Origin of the sequence: Actinospica robiniae DSM 44927, assembly GCF_000504285.1 — a bacterium.
Classification (GTDB): Bacteria; Actinomycetota; Actinomycetes; order Streptomycetales; family Catenulisporaceae; genus Actinospica; species Actinospica robiniae.
This window is the reverse complement of record NZ_KI632511.1, coordinates 7,134,395-7,152,006: the sequence shown is the minus strand read 5'-3', so window position 1 is coordinate 7,152,006 and position 17,612 is coordinate 7,134,395. Positions and strand designations below refer to the sequence as shown.

Genomic DNA, 17,612 nt, shown 5'->3' with positions numbered 1-17,612 from the left:
CAGGGCCCTGGATCGGGCCATACATGGGATCTCTGCTTCAGAGCTCAGACATCCGGGCCGCGCGGGACCATCGCCCGCGCGTCAGCCGCCTGCCGCTCCTCGCCGATCGCCTCGTACGCGGCGGCGAGGTCGGTGTAGAGCTGCGTCATGAGTTCGGCATCGAGGAGCTTCGAGGCCTGCTCGTCCAGCGCCGCGTTCAGACGTCGGATGGCCAACGGGTAGCGCCGCTTGCGCAGGGCGATGCGCGCCTTCATCAGCCGCGCCCGCAACGCCTGGTCGCTGTCGCCGATCGTGAACGCGAGAGTCTGCACCGCGTCCCAGCGCGCCTCGGCGTAGTCGAGATCGTCCTGGTCGTAGCGCCGCTGCGCATCGCGCGCCAGTGCGCGCAGATCGGCGACCGCGCGGTCGCGCTCGTCCGAAGAGAGCGAGACCGAGGGGAGTTCCTGAACCTGCTCGGCGCGCTGGTCGGCCAGCCACCGCGTCGCGGCATCGGTGTCCTCGGTGATCGCGACGCCCGACGCGGTAGCTTGCGCGTGCCGCTCCGGGGTGACGCGATGGGCGAGGATGAGCGCCGGAAGCGGTTTGCCGGAAGCCGGATCCGCCGAACGGAGACTCGGCAGGAGGCTGAGAACCTCCCACTTCGGGAAAGGGTCCGCGATGATAGCGTTAACGCGTTGAGAAAGGACGAGTTGAGTCGCCGCCTCGAGATTCGCGGCGCTGAAGACTTCGGCGCCGCGGCCGACGAGGTGATCGCGCAGTGGCACGTTGTCGAACGGGGCGAACCAGAGCACGCGCATGCCGACGAGGTCCCGGGGCGTAGGCGCAGGAGGCTCCGTCGGGGCCGCGACAGGTCGGACCGACCGCGCCCGCGCGACGAGGTCGAGCAGTTCCTCGGGGTCACTCGTGATCGGCACGCCGATCTCGTCCGCCCGCGCACGCCAGGTCTGACTGACGTATTCGGCGTAGATGATCTCCTGGCCACGAAATCCGCTGCTCCTCAGGGCCTCGATATCGTCGAAGCCACCCGCACCCGAGTCTTCTCGCGCGAGGCCGGTGATAAGAACACTTACTCGCCGGCGCATCATCTCGTTCCGTGCCCGGTCCAGGTCGGGTACGCCGAACACCGATGCACCACCGCGGGCCATGCGTTCGACCACATCGGGGTTGCCCGGCCGACCGAGCCACAAGACCGTCAACCCTCGAAAATCCTGTGTCTCGGGTCGCCCGTACTCGCTCTCCAGCGGCTCCGCCGTCTGCGGTTTCGTGATCTCCGCCAGCTTCCGCCGCCGCAGCTTCGCCCGCACTTCCCGCTCCGCGGCCGAGCCGACGAGCGCCTTCACCAATCCGGTGAAGACCTTGTCGTGCGCGAGCCGCGGGATGCTCTCCGGCACGACGCTCTCCAGCGCGGCCAGGTTGTCCGGAGTCATCTCCGAGGGGTGGATCCCGTTGCGCTCCAGGCATTCCGCCGCCTCTTCGCGCAGCGCGGTGGTCGCGTCCGCGAAGCCGGCTGCGGCCGCCTTGACCGCCGTCATCACCGCGAGGTAGCCGGTGAACTCCTCCAGCGGGTCCAAGTCCTCCGACATGGCGAGCATGCGGTGGAATTCCGGGTAGAGCTCCTGCAGCATCGCCGCGCTGAACAGGGCTTCGGCGCCGAGGGACTGCCAGTCGGGGTCCAGCCGGTACTCGGCCACCAGGCGGTTCATCAGCTGCTTGATACGTCGGGGGTTGCGGCCGGTGTGGAGTTTGACCGCCTCCACCATCGTGCCGCCGAACAGACTCGCTGCGCCGGCGGCATCGGCGTAGCCGGCGATGAGCTTGTCCAGCTGGGAGTCGGTGGGCGCGGGAACGGCGTAGGAGGCCTGGATGATCTTCTCCAGGTAGCGGCGCCCGCTCGCCTCGTCGGCCGATTGCTGTGTCGGGCCGAACCTCATCGCGCCCTCGACGACGGACCTGTCGCAGCCCAGGACGAAGACCAACCCGGGCACGGCGAGGTACTGCTTGAGCGCGGCGGAGAGCTCGCGGATCGTGTCGGCCGAGCAGCGGTCGAGGTCGTCGATGAACACGACGATGGTGCGTTCCCGGGTGCCGGAGCCGTCCGCGCCGGCGTAGTCGGAGACGGCCGAGCGGAACAGGGATTCCGCGTCGGCGCGGGTCCGGGCGTCGACGGCGAGGTGGTCCCAGATGCCGTCGACGAGGTGGTGCATGTGGACGCTGCCGGCCAGCCCGCGTAGCAGGACCCTGGCCCACGAGGTCTTCTTCGAGTCCGCGGACAGCTTGCGCGCGAGCCGGCGCAGCGAGTTCGGATCGAGCCGGTCGAGCACCGACTTGACGATCATCTCCAGCGCGCGGCCGTCGGTGGCGAGCCAGGCGTTGAACCAGACCACTTCGATGTCCCCGGTTTCGGACAGCCGCTCCCCGGTCAGCCGCAGCAGGCTGGTTTTGCCCATCCCCCAGTCCGCGTACACGGCGAAGACGTACGGCGCGGATTCGCGGGAGTCGTGCAGCAGCGCGGCCAGGCGCTCGGCCTCGAGCGAGCGGTCGAGCAGGTCGCCCGTCGCCCGCGTGGTCACGGGACGGTCGCTGAGCAGCCTGAGCTGGGACGACGGCCTGGGACGGTCCACGAATCCTCCGGGTGCGCGCTCCGCGTTTTCAGACGAGTCCGCCCATCTTCTCTCACGAGCGGAAAGCGCGCGGCAGGACCCTGCTACCCGGTCCGGGCGAAGACCTTGGCCAGCACTCCGGGGGCGAAGAGCGTCGCCGGGGGCGCGATCATGTTGACCACGCGGACGAAGCGGATCCAGATCTCCGGCTCCCGCACCGCGGCGGCGAGCAGGCGGCGGTTGTACCAGTGCGCGACCCTCGCGGAGGCGGGCGGCCGGTGCCGCGAGTCCCACATCAGGTCCGAGCCGCTCGAGAGCGTCCAGGCGGGACGGATGGCGCGGACCAGCCGGGCTTGGAAGGACCGGCCGAGACCGTCGAGACCGCCCCCGGCCTCCGCCCGCGCGGCGAGCATCTCGTGCAGCAGTTCGGCGTGCACGGCGCTCATCGTCATGCCCTGTCCGAACACCGGATTGAGCACGCAGACGGCGTCGCCGACGGCGACCAGCCGCTCCGGCCAGGCCCGGACGCGGTGGAACTGGCGCCACTCGTTGTTCAGGTGGGTGTACCGGCGCACGCCGTCCTGGCCGCGGCGGTGTTCGAGCAGCTTGAAGAGATGCGTATTGTCCAGGCCGCGGGCGAACTGGAGGTATCCCTCGTCGTCTACGGGTGGGACGTTCTCCTCGTAGCCGACCAGCGAGCACAGCCAGCGGTCGTTCTCCACAGCGAGCACGACGCCCCCGCGCGCGACGTCCGGCGCGATCGTCATCTGGTAGGCGAGGGTGAAGTCCACCTCGTCACGGTCCGAGCGCTCGAAGCCGACCGAGGTGTAGCTGACCCGCGCCTTGACCACGCGCTTCGGCGGCACCTCGACGTGCAGTCTGGCCAGCCATTCGGTCAGCACGCTCGATCGGCCGGAGGCGTCGACGACGAACTCTGCGTCGACGACGTCGTCCAGGCTGTGCAGCACGCCGGTGACGTGGCCGTCCGCCTTGGCGGCCAGTCCGAGACAGCGCACCCCGTCGACCAGCGTGATCTGCGGCAGGGCTCGCACCCTGCGGCGGATGACGCGTTCGAGCTCGTCGCGGGTGAACGTCTGCAGCGGCACTCCCGTGTGCACGCGCGGCGCGTAGCCCTCGGGAAGAAGGAAGTGGACGTATTCGCCGTAGTCGAACACGGGAGCTCCGGCGGCCTCGAGTTCGGCGCGCAGTCCGGGAAACAGGCGCTCCAGGATCTGGCCGCCACGCGCGAGCATGCCGTGCGCGTGTTTTCCTTGCGGCACATCCGGATGGACGCCTGCGTTCTCGTCCAGCTCATCCTGTTCGAGGATCACTACTTCGACGAAGAAGTCGGTGAGCACCCTCGCCGTGACGAGGCCGGCGAATCCGCCGCCGATCACCACGGCCTTCCCCCAGCGCCGCCGCGCGCCGGAGACGTCGGCCGGGTTCGCGTTTCCGTCCGTAATGGGCATGTTCCCCGGCATACCCGATGAAATCCGTACCGAATCGGCGCTTTGACCGCGCGCCGGAGCGTGCCGCGGCCCTTCCCGCGCGCCCGGTGGGACGCGCGGGAAGGACACCGCAGCTCGCTCTCAGTTGTTCGCGCAGATGCTGCCGTTGATCCAGAAGGCGGCCGGAGCGCCGTCCTGGCCGGTGTCGGTGCCGTTGAAGCCGAGGCTGACGGTGCCGCCGTTGGCCGCGATGGTGGAGTTCCAGCTTTCGCTGACGACGGTGACGTTCAGGCCGGACTGGGTCCAGGTGCCGTCCCAGCCGGACTGGATGCCCTCACCGGCGTTCGGCCAGGTGAAGGTCAGAGTCCACGGGTTGATGGCCGTGGTGCCCTTGTTGGTCAAGGTGATCGTGGCGCCGAACCCGCCGGTCCAGGAGTTCGTGATGGCGTAGTGGACCGCGCAGGTGGCGTTCGCCGGGGGCGGCACGGTGAAGGTCTCGGTGGCCGACGGGAGCGACGGATTGCCTTGCGAGTCGACGGCCGTCACGTAGTAGCTGTAACTCTGACCGATCGTCAGGCCGCTGAGACTCAGGCTGGTGGTGGTCGGACTCGCCACGAGGGTGCTCGTGCCGGTGCTGCCGACCTGGTAGACCTGGTACTTGGCGACCGGGTACGTGCCGGCGGTCGAGGCCGGCCAGCTCAGCGTCGCCGTGCCGGAGGTGTTGCTCGACGTGCTCGAGCTCAGGTTGGAGACACTCGGCTGGCCCGGTGCGCTGGGCGCCGCGGCGACGGTGCTGCCGCTGCCGGGGATCTGGAGCACGGTGAGCGTGTACGGAGCCACCGTGACGGACGACGCAGAGCTCTGCGTCCCCGAAGTGATCGATTTGGCGTTGTTGCCCAACGTATAGACGGTCGTGGTGCCGGATGGCGTGTAGCCGTTGTATCCCAGGTTCACCGTGTACGAATTCGTCGGGTCCTCGTTGTCGATCAGGACGCTGAGCGTGCCGTTCGCCTTGCGTACCGCGTGCACGCGCACAAGTGCGTTGCCGGAGCTGGAGTTGACCATCTGGTCTCCGCTGGCGATCAGCTTCGTCAGGATCTGCACGCCGTAGTACGACGCGAACGGGGTGTCGAGCGCGGGCTCGGTGACGCCGCTGCCGTTGCTGCCGCTGGAGAACATGCCGTAGTCGCCGTAGTCCTGGGCGCCGTCGACCGTGCTGGGCGTGCCCGGACCGTTGTGCTGGTCCCACCAATCGACGTTGGCAACGCCGTCTTCGAGCCATGACATGTACATGTCCGCGCTGAAGAGGGCGGCCGGTTGGGTGTCGGTGTCGATCGTGTTGTTGGTCTCCGTCACGATGATCGGCACGTTCGCCGCGTTCACGCCGGCGTACTGGGTGACCTCCGTCTTCAGGCTGCTGACGATGCCGGAGATGTCGGTGGTGGTGGCCAACATCTGCGCCGTCGTCATGCCGGAGTAGGCCGGGTAGTAGTGCACGATGACGCAGTCCGTCTTCGAACCGAGCGCCTTGAGCACGGTCTGGTTCCACGGCAGCGGGCTGGTCGTCGAGTTCGTCACGCCGTCCGGCCAGAACCCGGGCGTGGTCAGCACCGCGCAGACGTGGATGTTCGAGTCGACCGCCTTCATCGCCGAGATGTAGCCGAGCAGGTTGCTCGCGTACACACTCGGCCCGCAGTTGTAGGTCTGATTCGGCTCGCTGCCGATCGTCACCGCACCGCCCGACGCCGCCGTGGTGCAGTGGCTGTCGGCCTCCCAGTTCGCGCCATAGGTCCCGTTGCCGTAGACCTCGTTGCCGACTTCCCAGTACTTGATGTTGTAGTTGTTGGTCACATCCGCGTTCTGCACCCACGCCGCGGCCAACGCCGCCGTACCAGTGCCGTAGTTCGTCGTGATGATCGGGCTGGTCCCGGCCGCCTGCGCGGTGGTCATGAAGTTGGCGAAGCTCGTGTTCGGCGCGTCGTAGCCGCCCTGCGCCACGTTCGTCTGCCAGTTGTAGATGTCGGCGTACGAACCGCCCGGGTAACGCAGGGCATTGATTCCGGCGGCCTTGATCAGGCCGGCCGCGGCCGAGTCGTTCATGTTGCCGTCGTACACGGCGGTGTTCAGCCCGACGCCGCCGGCCGGCACCGTGGCGAGGCCGGTACCGGCGTTCACCGTCACCGAGACCGCGCTGGCCGCCGCGGCCGGGGACGCGGCGAAGGTGACGGGCACGACGACGCCGGCGAGGAGCGCCAGGCCCGAGGCCAGGGCTGTGCGGGGAGACCGGAGCAGGCCGGTCCTTCTGATCGACACGAGGGTTCCTCCTTGAACCGGAGAGAAAGAAAACTTTCCGCAGTAATGTCGGGAAAGTTTCGATCGGGAAGGTAGAACCGTCGGCGAACGCGGTCAACAAGAACCCGCCGCGCCGCCACCCGAGTGCGGGTGGACGAGCGCGGCGGGTCGGTGGGGCCGAGTAATTTTCACGGGGTCGAGGCTGTATCGCCGCCCAGCGCCCGCCATCCCGCCAGGACGGCCGCGGAGAGCGCGATGGCGGAGACGCTGAAGCCCCAGCGCGCACCGACGTGCTGGCCGATGGAGGTGACCACGAGGCCGGTCAGCGGCAGCGTGCCGGTCATGGCCATGCCCCACAACGACATCACGCGGCCGCGCATGGTCGGGTCGGACCGCAGCTGCGCGAGCGTGTTCGCGCTGGCGATGAACCAGATCGAGGTCAGGCCCACCGCCGCCATGCCGACGAAGGCGAGCGGGCGGTACGGCGCCCAGGCCGTGCCCAGGATCGCCACGGCCGTCGCCAGCGCCAGCCGGCGCACCCGCACCGGGGTCGGCACCGGCGCCGAAGCCGCCAGCAGCGCTCCGGGCAGGCCGCCGATGCCGAACGCGGCCATCAACGCGCCGTAGCCGCCCCCGCCGAGGTGCAAGGCCCGGCTCGCCAGCGTGGGCAGGGACAGGCCCATCGAGAAGATCAGGCCGCTGGCGGCGCTCATCGGCAGCAGGGCCCTGATGAGCGGCGAGCGCCGGGCGTAGGCCAGCCCCTCCCGCGCCCGGATCGGCTGCCGGCGCGGCGGGTTCGATGCGTCGTGCGACGCATCGAGCGGCGCGTCCGAGTCCGCCGGCTTCAGCCGCAGCAGCACCAGCAGCGGCGCGACGAAAGACAAGCCATTGACGAGGAAGCAGAGCGTCGGCCCGCTCAGCGCGAGCAGCGCGCCGGCCACGCCCGGCCCGAGCACCCGGGAGGCGTTGAGCGCGACCTCCCACAGCCCCACCGCGCTGGCCACCGAGTCCTTGCCGACCAGGTCGACCACGAACACCTGCCGGGCCGGCGCGTCCACCGTGTTGACCAGCCCGGAACAGGCCGTCAGGACGAGCATCACCCACAGCGGCAGCAGCCCGAGGAAGGAGCACAGGCTGAAGCCGAGGCCGACGGCGAGCAGCACCGCCTGGGTGATCAGCAGCAGCTTGCGCCGGTCGTGCCGGTCCACCAGAGCGCCGGCCCAGGGGCCGAGCAGCAGCGTCGGCCCGAACGTGCACGCCGTGCTCGCGGTGAGCCAGACCGCGTTGCCGGTCGACTGCAGGATCAGCCAGGACAGCGCGACGGCCTGCGCCAGACCGCCGGAGGAGGACAGGAGCTGGCTGAAGAACCAGATCCGGAAGTCCCGTTTGCCCAGTGCCTGGCCCATACGCTCGAGCGCCCGGCGGGGTGCGGCTATAGGCGCTAAGGCGGTTGCGGTCATGTGCGGTGATCCTCCCCAGGTCTGAACATTCGACCCTAACCCGGGGCGATCAAGCCGTGCCATCGAATTCCAGCATGCGGCGGGGGCGGTAGCTTAGGCGGACAGGCGCGGACGCCGGGCGAACCCCGGGCGGCCGCGGCACCGCCCCGACGACGAGGACCGATCGCCATGTCTGCCTCCTTCGACCCCCGCGACCCGCTCGGCATCGACGACCTGCTGAGCCCGGAGGATCTCGCGATCCGCGACACCGTGCGCGACTGGTGCGCCGAGCGCGTCCTGCCGCACATCGCGCAGTGGTTCGAGGACGGCGAGCTGCCGACGGTGCGCGAGCTGGCCCGCGAGCTCGGCCGGATCGGCGCGCTCGGCATGCACCTGGAGGGCTACGGCTGCGCCGGCGCGTCCGCGGTGCAGTACGGCCTGGCCTGCGTCGAGCTCGAGGCGGCGGACTCCGGCCTGCGCTCGCTGGTCTCGGTGCAGGGCTCGCTCGCGATGTACGCCATCCACCGCTGGGGCTCGGCCGAACAGAAAGAGCACTGGCTGCCCGCGATGGCCGCGGGCGAGGTGATCGGCTGCTTCGGCCTGACCGAGCCGGACCACGGCTCCGACCCGGCCTCGATGCGCAGCTCGGCCAAGCGCGACGGCGCCGACTGGGTGCTGCGCGGCCGGAAGATGTGGATCACCAACGGTTCCGTGGCCGGCGTCGCGATCGTCTGGGCGCAGACCGAGGACGGCGTGCGCGGCTTCGTGGTGCCGACGGACGCGCCGGGCTTCTCCGCGCCCGAGATCAAGCACAAGGGCTCCCTGCGCGCCTCCGTGACCAGCGAGCTCGTGCTCGAGGACGTCCGGCTGCCCGGCGACGCCGCGCTGCCCGAGGTGGTCGGCCTGCGCGGGCCGCTCTCCTGCCTCAACCAGGCGCGCTACGGCATCGTCTGGGGCGCGCTGGGCGCCGCGCGCTCGTGCGTCGAAGCCGCGCGCGGCTACAGCATGACGCGGGAGCAGTTCGGCCGCCCCCTCGCCGGATTCCAGCTGACCCAGGCGAAGCTCGCCGACATGTCCCTGGAGCTCAACAAGGGCCTGCTGCTCGCCCTGCATCTCGGCCGCCGGATGGACGCGGGCACGCTGCGTCCCGAGCAGGTCAGCTACGGCAAGCTCAACAGCGTCCGCGAAGCCCTCGCCATCGCCCACACCGCCCGCACCATCCTCGGCGCCAACGGCATCAGCTACGAGTACCCGGTCATGCGCCACGCCGCGAACCTGGAGTCGGTGCTCACCTACGAGGGCACCCCGGAAATGCACCAGCTCGTCATCGGCAAGGCACTGACCGGCGCGGACGCATTCCGTTAGGCCGACCCAACCTTTCTCCCCGCCTCGGTTCTCTTATGCGTCGAGGGAGGGTGATGCGTGAACGACGCCAAGGAAGAAGACTTCCGACAATTCATGGCCGCACGCTGGCCGTCGCTGGTGCGCCTGGCCTACGGGCTCACCGGCGACCGCGGGCTGGCCGAGGACCTGGCGCAGACCACGTTGGCCAACGTGTACGCGTCCTGGTCGCGGGTGAGCCGCGTGGAGGACCGGGACGCCTACGTCTACCGGATCCTGGTCAACGCCAACAACGGCCGGTTCCGCAAGCGGCGGGTCCTCGAGCACTTCGTCGGCGACGCGCCGGCGGTCGAGCACGCCTCGTCGGCCGACACGCCCGGCTCGGCGGACGAGATCGAGGCCTCGGAGCGCCGCACGGTACTGCGAGCGGCCCTGATGGACCTGCCGCCCAAGCAGCGCGCGGCAGTGCTGCTGCGCTATTTCGGCGATCTGAGCGAGGCGCAGACCGCGGCCGTGCTCGGGTGTTCCGTCGGCACCGTGAAGAGCCAGACCTCGGTCGCGCTGGCCAAGCTGCGCACCAGCCCGCATCTGCTGGAAGGGGGAGCGAAGTGAACGTGTTCGAATACGACGAGGACGAAGCGGCTCTGCGGACACAGCTCGATGAGGACCTCGGTGACTTCGTGCCGAGCATGGTGCCGATGGAGGCGATTCTCGCTGAGGGCCGCGGTATCCGGCACCACCGCCGGCGGACGTGGACCATGGGCGCCGCCTCGGTGGTCGTCTTCGCGCTGGCGGCGGGCGTGCTCGGGCACGTACTGGTCGGCCAGACCGCCCCGTCCGTCCACCCGGACACGCCGTCGAAGCCGGTCAAGCACAGCGTCAAGGTCGACTCGGCCGCGCAGGACGAGGCGCGTGGCGTGATCGGTTCCGGCACGGTGGACGGGGTCGCCTGGACGATCGGCTACCAGCCCGGCGAGGGCAAGGACGGCGGCGGGACCTTCCTCGACCACCTCGGCCCCGGCAGCCCGGATCCCGCCGATCCGAACAATCCCGCCGATCCAAACATCACCGATGACACGACGCCCGTGAAGCCGCCCGCACTCTCCGACCCGCTGTCGGAGATCACGGGCTACGAACAGCCGTATGGGAACTACACCGAGAGTTTCGGCTTCTATTCCGGCGAGGTGCCCGCCACGGTGAACCGACTGGTGCTCGCACTCGAGGACGGCGAGACCGTCACCGTTCCGACCGTGATCTCGGCTTCGGATACGACATCGGCACCCCAGCGCTTCGTCGCCTTCGTCTTTCCGTTGGGCGTCGGCATCGACACGATCAAGGTGTACACCGACTCGGGCACAGAACTCGGCTACTCGATCCCGTTCAACGGCAACGGTCTCCCGAGCATCGGCATGTGGTATCCGCAGGGGCGGCAGCCGACGTCATCCGCTCTCGGGAGCGGCACGACCCACGGTTCCCTCGACGGAACGGCGTGGAGCTTCTCGGCTTGGTACGGGCCGTTCGGGGAATGCTACGCATTCACGATGCTTCCGAACTATTCGGGCGGACACGTCTGCTATGACACGCAGTCGATTCCGTCGGCTCAGACGGTCGCCCTCCCGACCCTGACGCAGTCGGGCGGTCCGAACACGGACGTGATCGTCGAGGCTCCGCTGAACCCAGCCGTGAAAAAGGTCGTGCTGACGCTTGCCGACGGTACGACTGTGACGTCGGAACTCCTGAACGTCGGCCCGATCGTCTACTACGTCGATGTGTTCCCGCCGGGTACCGAGATCACCAAGATCACCAAGATCAGGACCTACGACGCCGCCGGTGACCTGCTGGCGAGCGCCCACCGGTGATCAACCCGGCAGCCTACTGAGATACTCGGCCGGCACTTGCTCAGTGAGCCACACGCCGTTGGTGCTGCGGAAGAACTCGTGGCCGTCTGCGAGCATGCGCGCGGCGGCCACGACGAGCACCGCCGGCTTGCCGTGCCGGGTGCCGACCTTGACCGCCGTCTCGGCATCGGTGGAAAGGTGGACGTGGTGCCGGCTTCCCGGCCTGAGACCCTCGCCGAAGATGCTCTCCAGAAAGCGCGTCGCGGTGCCGTGGTAGAGCGCTTCCGGCGGCTCGATCGGCACATATCCGAGGTCCACCGGGACGCTGTGGCCCTGGCTGGCGCGGATCCTGGTGCCGGTCTCATCGAACTCGAACCGCTTCTTGTCGTTCTGCGCGACCACCTGGTCGAGCTCGCCGCGGTCGAACTGCCGCCCGCGCGCCTTGATCGCGGCGAGCAGGACGTCCACCGACACCCAGCCCGCCTCGTCGAGCTCCACGCCGATCTTGCCCGGGTCGTGCCGCAGCACGAGGGCGAGGAACTTCGAATTCTTGACTAACTGCTTATTCTCCATTTGCGGGCAAGGTAGCGGACCGCTTCGTCCGCCCGCATCGGAATTCTTCCGTCACTTTCAGCCCTCGAGCGCTCGCCCGCCCCGGCCGCCCTGCTCCGCCTCGACGTGCTGGACCATCACGCCGCCCCAGAACGCGAAGCCCTGGACCCGCACGACCGGCGCGTTCGCCCGGCCGACCCCGTTCGACCGGTTCTCGCCGAAGCCGCCCATGATGCCGATGCCGGTGACGTCCACGTACACGTTCTCGGGTGCGATGATCTGCACCCCGCCCATGATCGCGGTGGCCGTGATCACGGATTCGGCGTGCTCGTACCGGGCCTCGCGCAGGTCGATGACGACCCCGCCCCAGAACGCGAACGCGCGGAAGCGCTTCGGCAGCACCCAGGCGCCGGCCCGCTTGGCCCCGGCCATGATGGCGATGGCGCTGCGCCGGACCGATCCCGGCGCGCCGCCCACCAGCGGCGTCGCGTCCTGCGGCTCGGACACCCGCAGGGCCCGGCCGACCGGCGCGCCCACCCCGTCGGCCTCGGCGTCCCGCGGCAGGTCCGCGGTGATCGGCACCAGCTCGCCGTACGTCTTCGCGGCGTAGACCGCCTCGAGCCGTTCCTCAAGCTCGTCCAGGCTGATCCGCCCGTGTCCGGCGGCTGCCCGCAGCCGTTCGGCGACATGATCGCGGTCCGTGTCGGAGGCGCGCAGGTCCATCTCCGCCCGGCGCTTCGCGGGCTGCTCGTCCATCGCCATGCCGGAATCCTATGCGGCGCGGCCGTACGGCGGCCAGGTGGTACGAACCCTTACCCCTGGCGCGTCCCGGGCAGCATGCGCCGCCCGGCAGCTCACTGATGCCCGAAGTGCCAGGCGAGCAGGTAGGAGTGCACCGCGTCGGCCACCATCTGCACCGCGATGGCCGCCAGCAGCAGACCCGCGATCCGGGTCACCAGCGTGACGCCGGACTCCTTGATGACCCGGATGACCAGCACCGAGTAACGCATCGTCAGCCAGATCACCAGGTGCGTGGCCACGATCGCGGCGCCCACCGCCAGGAAGTCGCTGGCGCCGTGGATCTGCTGCACGAACAGGATCACCGCGACGATCGCGCCCGGGCCGGCCAGCAGCGGCGTGCCCAGCGGCACCAGCGCCACGTTCACGTCCGCCGCCTCGCTCGGCTCGTCCGCGCGCCCGGTCAGCAGCTCCAGCGCGACCAGCAGGAGCAGCAGGCCGCCCGACCCCTCCAGCGCGGACACGGTGATGCCCAGGTAGTTCAGAATCTGGTGCCCGAACGCAGCGAAGCAGCTGATCACGCCGAAGGAGACGACGGAGGCCTGCAGCGCCAGCTTGCGCCGGTCCCGCTTGGAGCGGCCGGAGGTCAGTCCGAGGAAGACCGGCACCGTGCCGGGCGGATCCATGATCACCAGCAGCGTGACGAAGCTGGTGCCGAAGAGGGTGACATTCATCGAGGAGGGTTCTTCGACCTTCAGGCGTACTCGGGCAGCAGCGCGGCGAAGGCTTCCGGGTCCGTGGTGCACTGCCCGAGCACCACGGTCTTGCGGGTGCCGTGGTAGTCGCTGGATCCGGTCGCCACCATGTTCAGCGACTTCGCCAGCGCCCGCACCCGCTGCCGGGTGGGCTCGTCGTGGTCCGGGTGGTCCGCCTCGAGGCCGTGCAGGCCGGCGTCGCCGAGCATGGCGATCTGCTCGTCCGTCACGATCCGCCCGCGCTTGGCCGCCGCCGGGTGGGCGAAGACCGTCTTGCCGCCGGCGTCGCGCACCAGCCGGATCGCGTGCACGGGTTCGAGGGCGTACTTCTCCACGTAGGCGCGGCCGCCGTCGGCCAGCCACAGGCTGGAGAAGGCCGCGTCCACGCTCGGCACCACACCCGCCTCGACCAGCGCGCTGGCCACGTGCGGGCGCCCGATCGAGGCGCCGCGGGCGATCCGCTGCACCTGCTCCCAGGTGATCGGCGCGCCGAGCTCGCGGCAGCGCTCAGTGATCAGCTCCGCGCGATGCTCCCGGTCGTCGCGCAGTTTCGCCCGCTCGGCCGCGAACTCCGGGGCGCCTCGGTCGAATCCGTACGCGAGCAGGTGGACCTGGATGCCGCCGGGCCCGCCGAAGCGGCAGGAGATCTCCGCCCCGGGCACCACCCGCACCCCGTGCCGCTCCCCCGCGGTGACCGCGGCGTCCCAGCCGGCCGTGGTGTCGTGGTCGGTCAGCGCGATCACGTCGAGGCCGGCCGCGGCCGCGTTCGCGACCAGTTCGGACGGGGTGTCAGTGCCGTCCGAGCAACTGCTGTGGGTGTGCAGATCGATCCGCATTCGGCCAGGCTACCGGGCCCGCCGTCGGCTCTCACCTCCGGCGGCCCACTTCGGCCCGGAGCCGGGGCAGGGCGGGACCGTCGGCTCTCACCTCCGGCGGCCCACTTCGGCCCGGAGCCGGGGCAGGGCGGGACCGTCGGCTCGCACCTTCGCCCGGCCCACTTCGGCCCGGAGCCGGGGCAGCGCGGGGACGGGGTGGGGACTGCGCGAGCAGACCCCCGCAGACCTCGGCTACCCGAAGAAGCGCGGCGAGAGCGTGCCCATCGGCAGGTGCGCGAGCTCCGCGGCGGCGTCGCGCAGGTCGGTGAGCACCACCTCGTCGTAGAGCAGGGTGCCGTCGATCGACGGCCAGAGCACCATCCACAGCCACATGCCGCGCGCCTCGCCGACGAACACGGCGCGGTCGCCGGTGCCGGGCACGGCCCACATCGGGGTGGGCCGGCCGGCCGCGTAGACCTTGGCGTGCGCCGCGGTGTCCTCGAAGATCGGGCCCGGATCGGGGCCGGGCAGGCCGGCGAAGCGGGCGCCGATGCCGATGCCCATCTCCTCGGCGATCAGCAGCAGGTCGCCCTCGCCGCCGAACGGGGACGGTCCGGAGGCGGCCACCACCGTGGCCCTGGCCCCGTCCGTGCGGTCGCCGACATAGGCCAGGCCGCCGAAGCGCCAGCCGCTGGCGAGCGGCCAGGGCAGCCACAGCGGGACCTGGGAGTGCGCGACCACGCCGGCGAGCGACTCGGCGTCGGGCGCGAGCACCGGCTGCACCGGGTGCACCGCGCCGTGCAGCTCGCAGTGCCACAGGTCCACCGCGGACCCGGGCGCGATCGGCAGCGCGGCCGCGGGCAGCGACGCGAGGTTCTCCGGGACGGTGTCCGGCACCGAGCCGACCAGCGACTCCGGCACCACCGGCAGGTGGGCCGACGGATCGCCGGGAGCGCGTACGCGACTCCCGCACCGTGGGCAACTCGGCTCGGCCTTCATGATACGAACGGTCTCCCGTTTAGGGCGTCGGCGTCAAGCGGTCGTCACTCGGGAGAGGCCGAGCGGCCGCGTTACGCCGCGCCCTGCGCCCGCGGGCGGGGCTCGGCCGCGGCCGGGTCCTCGGGACGCTTGGGCACCATGACCTTGCGGCGGAAGACGCACACGATCACGCCGTCCTGATTCAGGCCCCTGGTCTCGACCTGGACGACGCCGCGGTCCGGCTTGGACTTCGACTCGGTCTTGTCCAGCACCGTGGTCTCGCCGTAGATCGTGTCCCCGTGGAAGGTCGGCGCGACGTGCCGCAGCGACTCGACCTCGAGGTTGGCGATGGCCTTGCCGGACACGTCGGGCACGGACATGCCGAGCAGCAACGAGTAGATGTAGTTGCCCACCACCACGTTCCGGCCGAACTCCGTCGCGGTCTCGGCGTAGTGCGCGTCGAGGTGCAGCGGGTGGTGGTTCATGGTGAGCAGGCAGAACAGGTGGTCGTCGTACTCGGTGACGGTCTTGCCGGGCCAGTGCTTGTAGACCGCGCCGATGTCGAACTCTTCGAAGTAGCGGCCGAACTGCATGGGTCAGCTCCTGAAGGGTGGGAACGTTGCGTGCCGACCATCCTGCCGCAACTTGTTACCGACCGGTAGGGTGCCTTGCCTCACAGCCCGCGCCGATCCGGCGCGGGCGCCGCCGTGGTCCCAGGGCCTCTGCGAGGTCCAGATCTAGGGCGCGTTTGAGAAGTAGCGTCGGATCAGGCCACGGCGTCTGACGCGTGCGCTCGCAAGGCGCCGGGGCGGGCGCATACTCGCCTCGTCTGTAACCGCTCCGGCAACACAGCGAGCGCACGCGTCAGACGCCGTGGCCCCGGCGATACTTCTCAAACGCGCCCTAGGCGTCCTGCTCCACCGGCTCTGGCTCGAACTCCGGCTGCCCCGGCTTCGGGTAGTCCAGCGGGTCGCCGGCGAAGCCGACGTCGGCGATCTCCGGCGCGAGCCAGCTGGCGAGGTGGTCGGGGTAGTCCTCTTCGATCAGGTCGCCCACGGTCAGCACGTAGGCCAGGTCGCCCGCGGCCGACGCGGCGTGGCTGAGCGCCGAGTCCTTCTCCCAGGTGCCGTACGTGGCCGCGCGGGCGTAGCCGCGGGCGAGCCGGGCGGCGCCGGCCCGGCCGGAGGCGTTGATCGCGGAGTCGGCGGCGGCCAGCGCGTCGAACTTGTGCCGGGCGAAGCTCAGCCCGGCGCTGTCGATCCGCTTGCCGATCCGGTCGAGCTGATCCCGGGTCAGGTTGCCGAGCGCGAACAGCAGTCCGAGCACCCGCCGGCCGTTCGGCCCGTACGCCCACCAGGACGGCACCTCGGCGATGGCCAGGAACTCGCGGGTGACGATGGCCTGCGCGCCGACCGAGGAGGCCGGCACGAAGTGCTCCGGCGCGGGCACGGCCTGGAGCTGGAAGAGCCGGAACGCGCCGTCCACCCCCAGTGTCAGGGTCATGTCATCGGCGATGCCGAGGCCGGTCTGCGCGGGCTCGGGGTGCAGCAGCAGCCCGTACGGCTCGCCGGACGCCTCGGCCGCGTCGGCCGGCTCGGTCAGGAACGTGGTGATGCCGCGCTCAAGGGCCGCGGCCAGGTCGACCACCTGCCGGTCCGGTCCGATCTGCCGGGTTCCGTCCATCCGGGCGATCACGTAATACGTTGCCATCGGAGTCTCCTGGCCCTCCCTGATCCTTGCCGCGCGGGGGCGGTCGTCGCCGCCCATCCTGCCCTATCCGCCCGGTGCGCGTCAGGTGCTCCGGGCAGGCGGGAAAAGGGTTCGGCCGGACGAAGTCTAGACGAGCTGAGCCCAAACCTCGGCCACGGCCTCGACGATCGCGTCCGGGCGGTCGTACGGCACGAAATGCGCGCTGTCTTCGAGCTCGATCAGCTTTCCGTGCGCGGACATCCGCGTCAACTGCTGCTGGCGGGCACGCCACTGCTCGCGCCGCCGTCTCAGCGAGCCGCCGGCGAAGGGCAGCAGCCGGGCCACCGGGGAGACGCCGTACGCGGCGATCACCCGCAGCGGCAGCTCCTGCGGGAACGGGCGTTCGCAGCGCAGCTCGAGCAGCTGGGCGGCCAGCGCGTGGTACGTCGCGTTCTCCAGCAGTCCGGCCGTGAACACGCGGCCGGACGCTCCGGCGGCGGACACCTCCGCGGCATCGGCGAGGTCTGCTCCGCCGAGCCGGGTGGCCCGCACCGCGAGCGCGCGCATCAGCGGCGTACCGAGCGCGGCGGCGCCGGTGCGCGCGGCGAACTGACCGACCGTCTGCCACAGCTCCAGCGAACGGGCGGCCTGCTCCGGCGTCGGCGGAGCCGCGGGCTCCGGCTCGGCCGACCCGTCGATCAGCACCATGCCGGCCACCAGCTCCGGATGCAGCCGCGCGAAGGCCTCGACGTGGAAGCCCGAGAGCGAGAACCCGACCACCACCGCCGGACCGACGGGCGCGGCGCCGGGCGCGAGCACCCCGGGCGTGGTCAGCAGGGCCTTGATGCGCTCGGCCTCCCCGGCCAGCGTCGGCCCGAGGCGCGAGGGCTCGGACCAGCCCAGGCCCGGGCGGTCGAAGCAGAGCGCGGGCGCGTGCTCGGCCAGTCGCGGCAGCACCAGCTTCCAGTCGTACCAGCCGCCGCCGAGGCCGGAGCTGAGCAGCACCGGGGGGCGGGCACCGGACCCCGGCCCGGGCTCGGCCACGACGTGGGTGGCCAGCCCGGCCACGCCGACCAGGCGCCCGGGCACGCGCGGCGGGACGCTCACGGATCCAGGCTAACCCCGGC

Annotated in this window: 15 protein-coding genes; 3 read left to right on the top strand and 12 right to left on the bottom strand. The window is 70.6% G+C overall.

Annotation, left to right across the window (positions count from 1 at the left end):
* Positions 1 to 44: 44 nt before the first annotated feature.
* From ACTRO_RS30730 to ACTRO_RS30715, 4 genes are all read right to left on the bottom strand, one after another.
* A complete protein-coding gene (locus ACTRO_RS30730; RefSeq protein ID WP_034268699.1) occupies positions 45 to 2,621 on the bottom strand; it encodes a KAP family P-loop NTPase fold protein in 2,577 nt (858 codons plus the stop codon).
* A gap of 83 nt (positions 2,622 to 2,704) precedes the next feature.
* Complete coding sequence (locus ACTRO_RS47630) at positions 2,705 to 4,069, bottom strand: FAD-dependent oxidoreductase (RefSeq protein ID WP_169739971.1); 1,365 nt, start codon at positions 4,067 to 4,069, stop codon at positions 2,705 to 2,707.
* Between the two features lie 120 nt (positions 4,070 to 4,189).
* Entirely contained in the window at positions 4,190 to 6,361 is a 2,172-nt protein-coding gene (locus ACTRO_RS30720) for a cellulose binding domain-containing protein (protein ID WP_051451641.1), read from the bottom strand.
* Between the two features lie 167 nt (positions 6,362 to 6,528).
* Positions 6,529 to 7,800 carry an MFS transporter gene (locus ACTRO_RS30715; protein WP_034268693.1) on the bottom strand — a complete coding sequence of 424 codons (1,272 nt, stop codon included), beginning with the start codon at positions 7,798 to 7,800 and terminating at the stop codon, positions 6,529 to 6,531.
* Positions 7,801 to 7,968: 168 nt separating this feature from the next.
* Between ACTRO_RS30715 and ACTRO_RS30710 the strand changes: the two genes are divergently transcribed.
* The 3 genes from ACTRO_RS30710 (at position 7,969) to ACTRO_RS30700 (ending at position 10,979) form a co-directional block, all read left to right on the top strand.
* Positions 7,969 to 9,144, top strand: a complete 1,176-nt coding sequence (locus ACTRO_RS30710) for an acyl-CoA dehydrogenase family protein (RefSeq protein WP_034268690.1) — start codon at positions 7,969 to 7,971, stop codon at positions 9,142 to 9,144.
* Between the two features lie 93 nt (positions 9,145 to 9,237).
* Positions 9,238 to 9,732, top strand: a complete 495-nt coding sequence (locus tag ACTRO_RS30705; RefSeq protein WP_051452541.1) for a SigE family RNA polymerase sigma factor — start codon at positions 9,238 to 9,240, stop codon at positions 9,730 to 9,732.
* Positions 9,729 to 10,979, top strand: a complete 1,251-nt coding sequence (locus tag ACTRO_RS30700; RefSeq protein WP_034268684.1) for a hypothetical protein — start codon at positions 9,729 to 9,731, stop codon at positions 10,977 to 10,979. Before ACTRO_RS30705 ends, ACTRO_RS30700 begins: the two co-directional genes overlap by 4 nt.
* On the opposite strand, the gene ACTRO_RS30695 is transcribed toward ACTRO_RS30700, so the two are convergent.
* The 8 genes from ACTRO_RS30695 to ACTRO_RS30660 form a co-directional block, all read right to left on the bottom strand.
* Positions 10,980 to 11,531: an RNA 2'-phosphotransferase gene (locus ACTRO_RS30695; protein ID WP_034268681.1), complete on the bottom strand. Its 552-nt coding sequence runs from the start codon at positions 11,529 to 11,531 to the stop codon at positions 10,980 to 10,982.
* Positions 11,532 to 11,588: 57 nt separating this feature from the next.
* Positions 11,589 to 12,272, bottom strand: a complete 684-nt coding sequence (locus ACTRO_RS30690; protein WP_211244470.1) for a DUF1707 SHOCT-like domain-containing protein — start codon at positions 12,270 to 12,272, stop codon at positions 11,589 to 11,591.
* A 92-nt stretch (positions 12,273 to 12,364) separates the two neighbouring features.
* Positions 12,365 to 12,982, bottom strand: a complete 618-nt coding sequence (locus tag ACTRO_RS30685; protein WP_034268678.1) for a MarC family protein — start codon at positions 12,980 to 12,982, stop codon at positions 12,365 to 12,367.
* Between the two features lie 20 nt (positions 12,983 to 13,002).
* Positions 13,003 to 13,839 (bottom strand): PHP domain-containing protein, encoded by an 837-nt coding sequence (locus tag ACTRO_RS30680; RefSeq protein ID WP_034268675.1) that lies wholly within the window; start codon positions 13,837 to 13,839, stop codon positions 13,003 to 13,005.
* Positions 13,840 to 14,070: 231 nt separating this feature from the next.
* On the bottom strand, positions 14,071 to 14,817 hold the full coding sequence (locus ACTRO_RS30675; RefSeq protein WP_211244469.1) for a DUF6758 family protein: 747 nt from the start codon (positions 14,815 to 14,817) through the stop codon (positions 14,071 to 14,073).
* Between the two features lie 71 nt (positions 14,818 to 14,888).
* Positions 14,889 to 15,389, bottom strand: coding sequence for a MaoC family dehydratase (locus tag ACTRO_RS30670; RefSeq protein WP_034268672.1), 501 nt, complete (start codon positions 15,387 to 15,389; stop codon positions 14,889 to 14,891).
* Positions 15,390 to 15,699: 310 nt separating this feature from the next.
* Positions 15,700 to 16,506 carry a hypothetical protein gene (locus ACTRO_RS30665; RefSeq protein ID WP_034268669.1) on the bottom strand — a complete coding sequence of 269 codons (807 nt, stop codon included), beginning with the start codon at positions 16,504 to 16,506 and terminating at the stop codon, positions 15,700 to 15,702.
* A 126-nt stretch (positions 16,507 to 16,632) separates the two neighbouring features.
* Positions 16,633 to 17,592, bottom strand: a complete 960-nt coding sequence (locus ACTRO_RS30660; RefSeq protein ID WP_084316641.1) for an alpha/beta fold hydrolase — start codon at positions 17,590 to 17,592, stop codon at positions 16,633 to 16,635.
* Between the last annotated feature and the right edge of the window lie 20 nt (positions 17,593 to 17,612).

Bases quoted from the DNA above. Each gene is read 5' to 3' on its own strand.
- ACTRO_RS30715 (WP_034268693.1), bottom strand. From the start codon at position 7,800: ATGACCGCAACCGCCTTAGCGCCTATAGCCGCACCCCGCCGGGCGCTC.
- ACTRO_RS47630 (WP_169739971.1), bottom strand. From the start codon at position 4,069: ATGCCCATTACGGACGGAAACGCGAACCCGGCCGACGTCTCCGGCGCG.
- ACTRO_RS30705 (WP_051452541.1), top strand. From the start codon at position 9,238: ATGGCCGCACGCTGGCCGTCGCTGGTGCGCCTGGCCTACGGGCTCACC.
- ACTRO_RS30680 (WP_034268675.1), bottom strand. From the start codon at position 13,839: ATGCGGATCGATCTGCACACCCACAGCAGTTGCTCGGACGGCACTGAC.
- ACTRO_RS30695 (WP_034268681.1), bottom strand. From the start codon at position 11,531: ATGGAGAATAAGCAGTTAGTCAAGAATTCGAAGTTCCTCGCCCTCGTG.
- ACTRO_RS30690 (WP_211244470.1), bottom strand. From the start codon at position 12,272: ATGGCGATGGACGAGCAGCCCGCGAAGCGCCGGGCGGAGATGGACCTG.
- ACTRO_RS30710 (WP_034268690.1), top strand. From the start codon at position 7,969: ATGTCTGCCTCCTTCGACCCCCGCGACCCGCTCGGCATCGACGACCTG.
- ACTRO_RS30685 (WP_034268678.1), bottom strand. From the start codon at position 12,982: ATGAATGTCACCCTCTTCGGCACCAGCTTCGTCACGCTGCTGGTGATC.
- ACTRO_RS30665 (WP_034268669.1), bottom strand. From the start codon at position 16,506: ATGGCAACGTATTACGTGATCGCCCGGATGGACGGAACCCGGCAGATC.
- ACTRO_RS30675 (WP_211244469.1), bottom strand. From the start codon at position 14,817: ATGAAGGCCGAGCCGAGTTGCCCACGGTGCGGGAGTCGCGTACGCGCT.
- ACTRO_RS30670 (WP_034268672.1), bottom strand. From the start codon at position 15,389: ATGCAGTTCGGCCGCTACTTCGAAGAGTTCGACATCGGCGCGGTCTAC.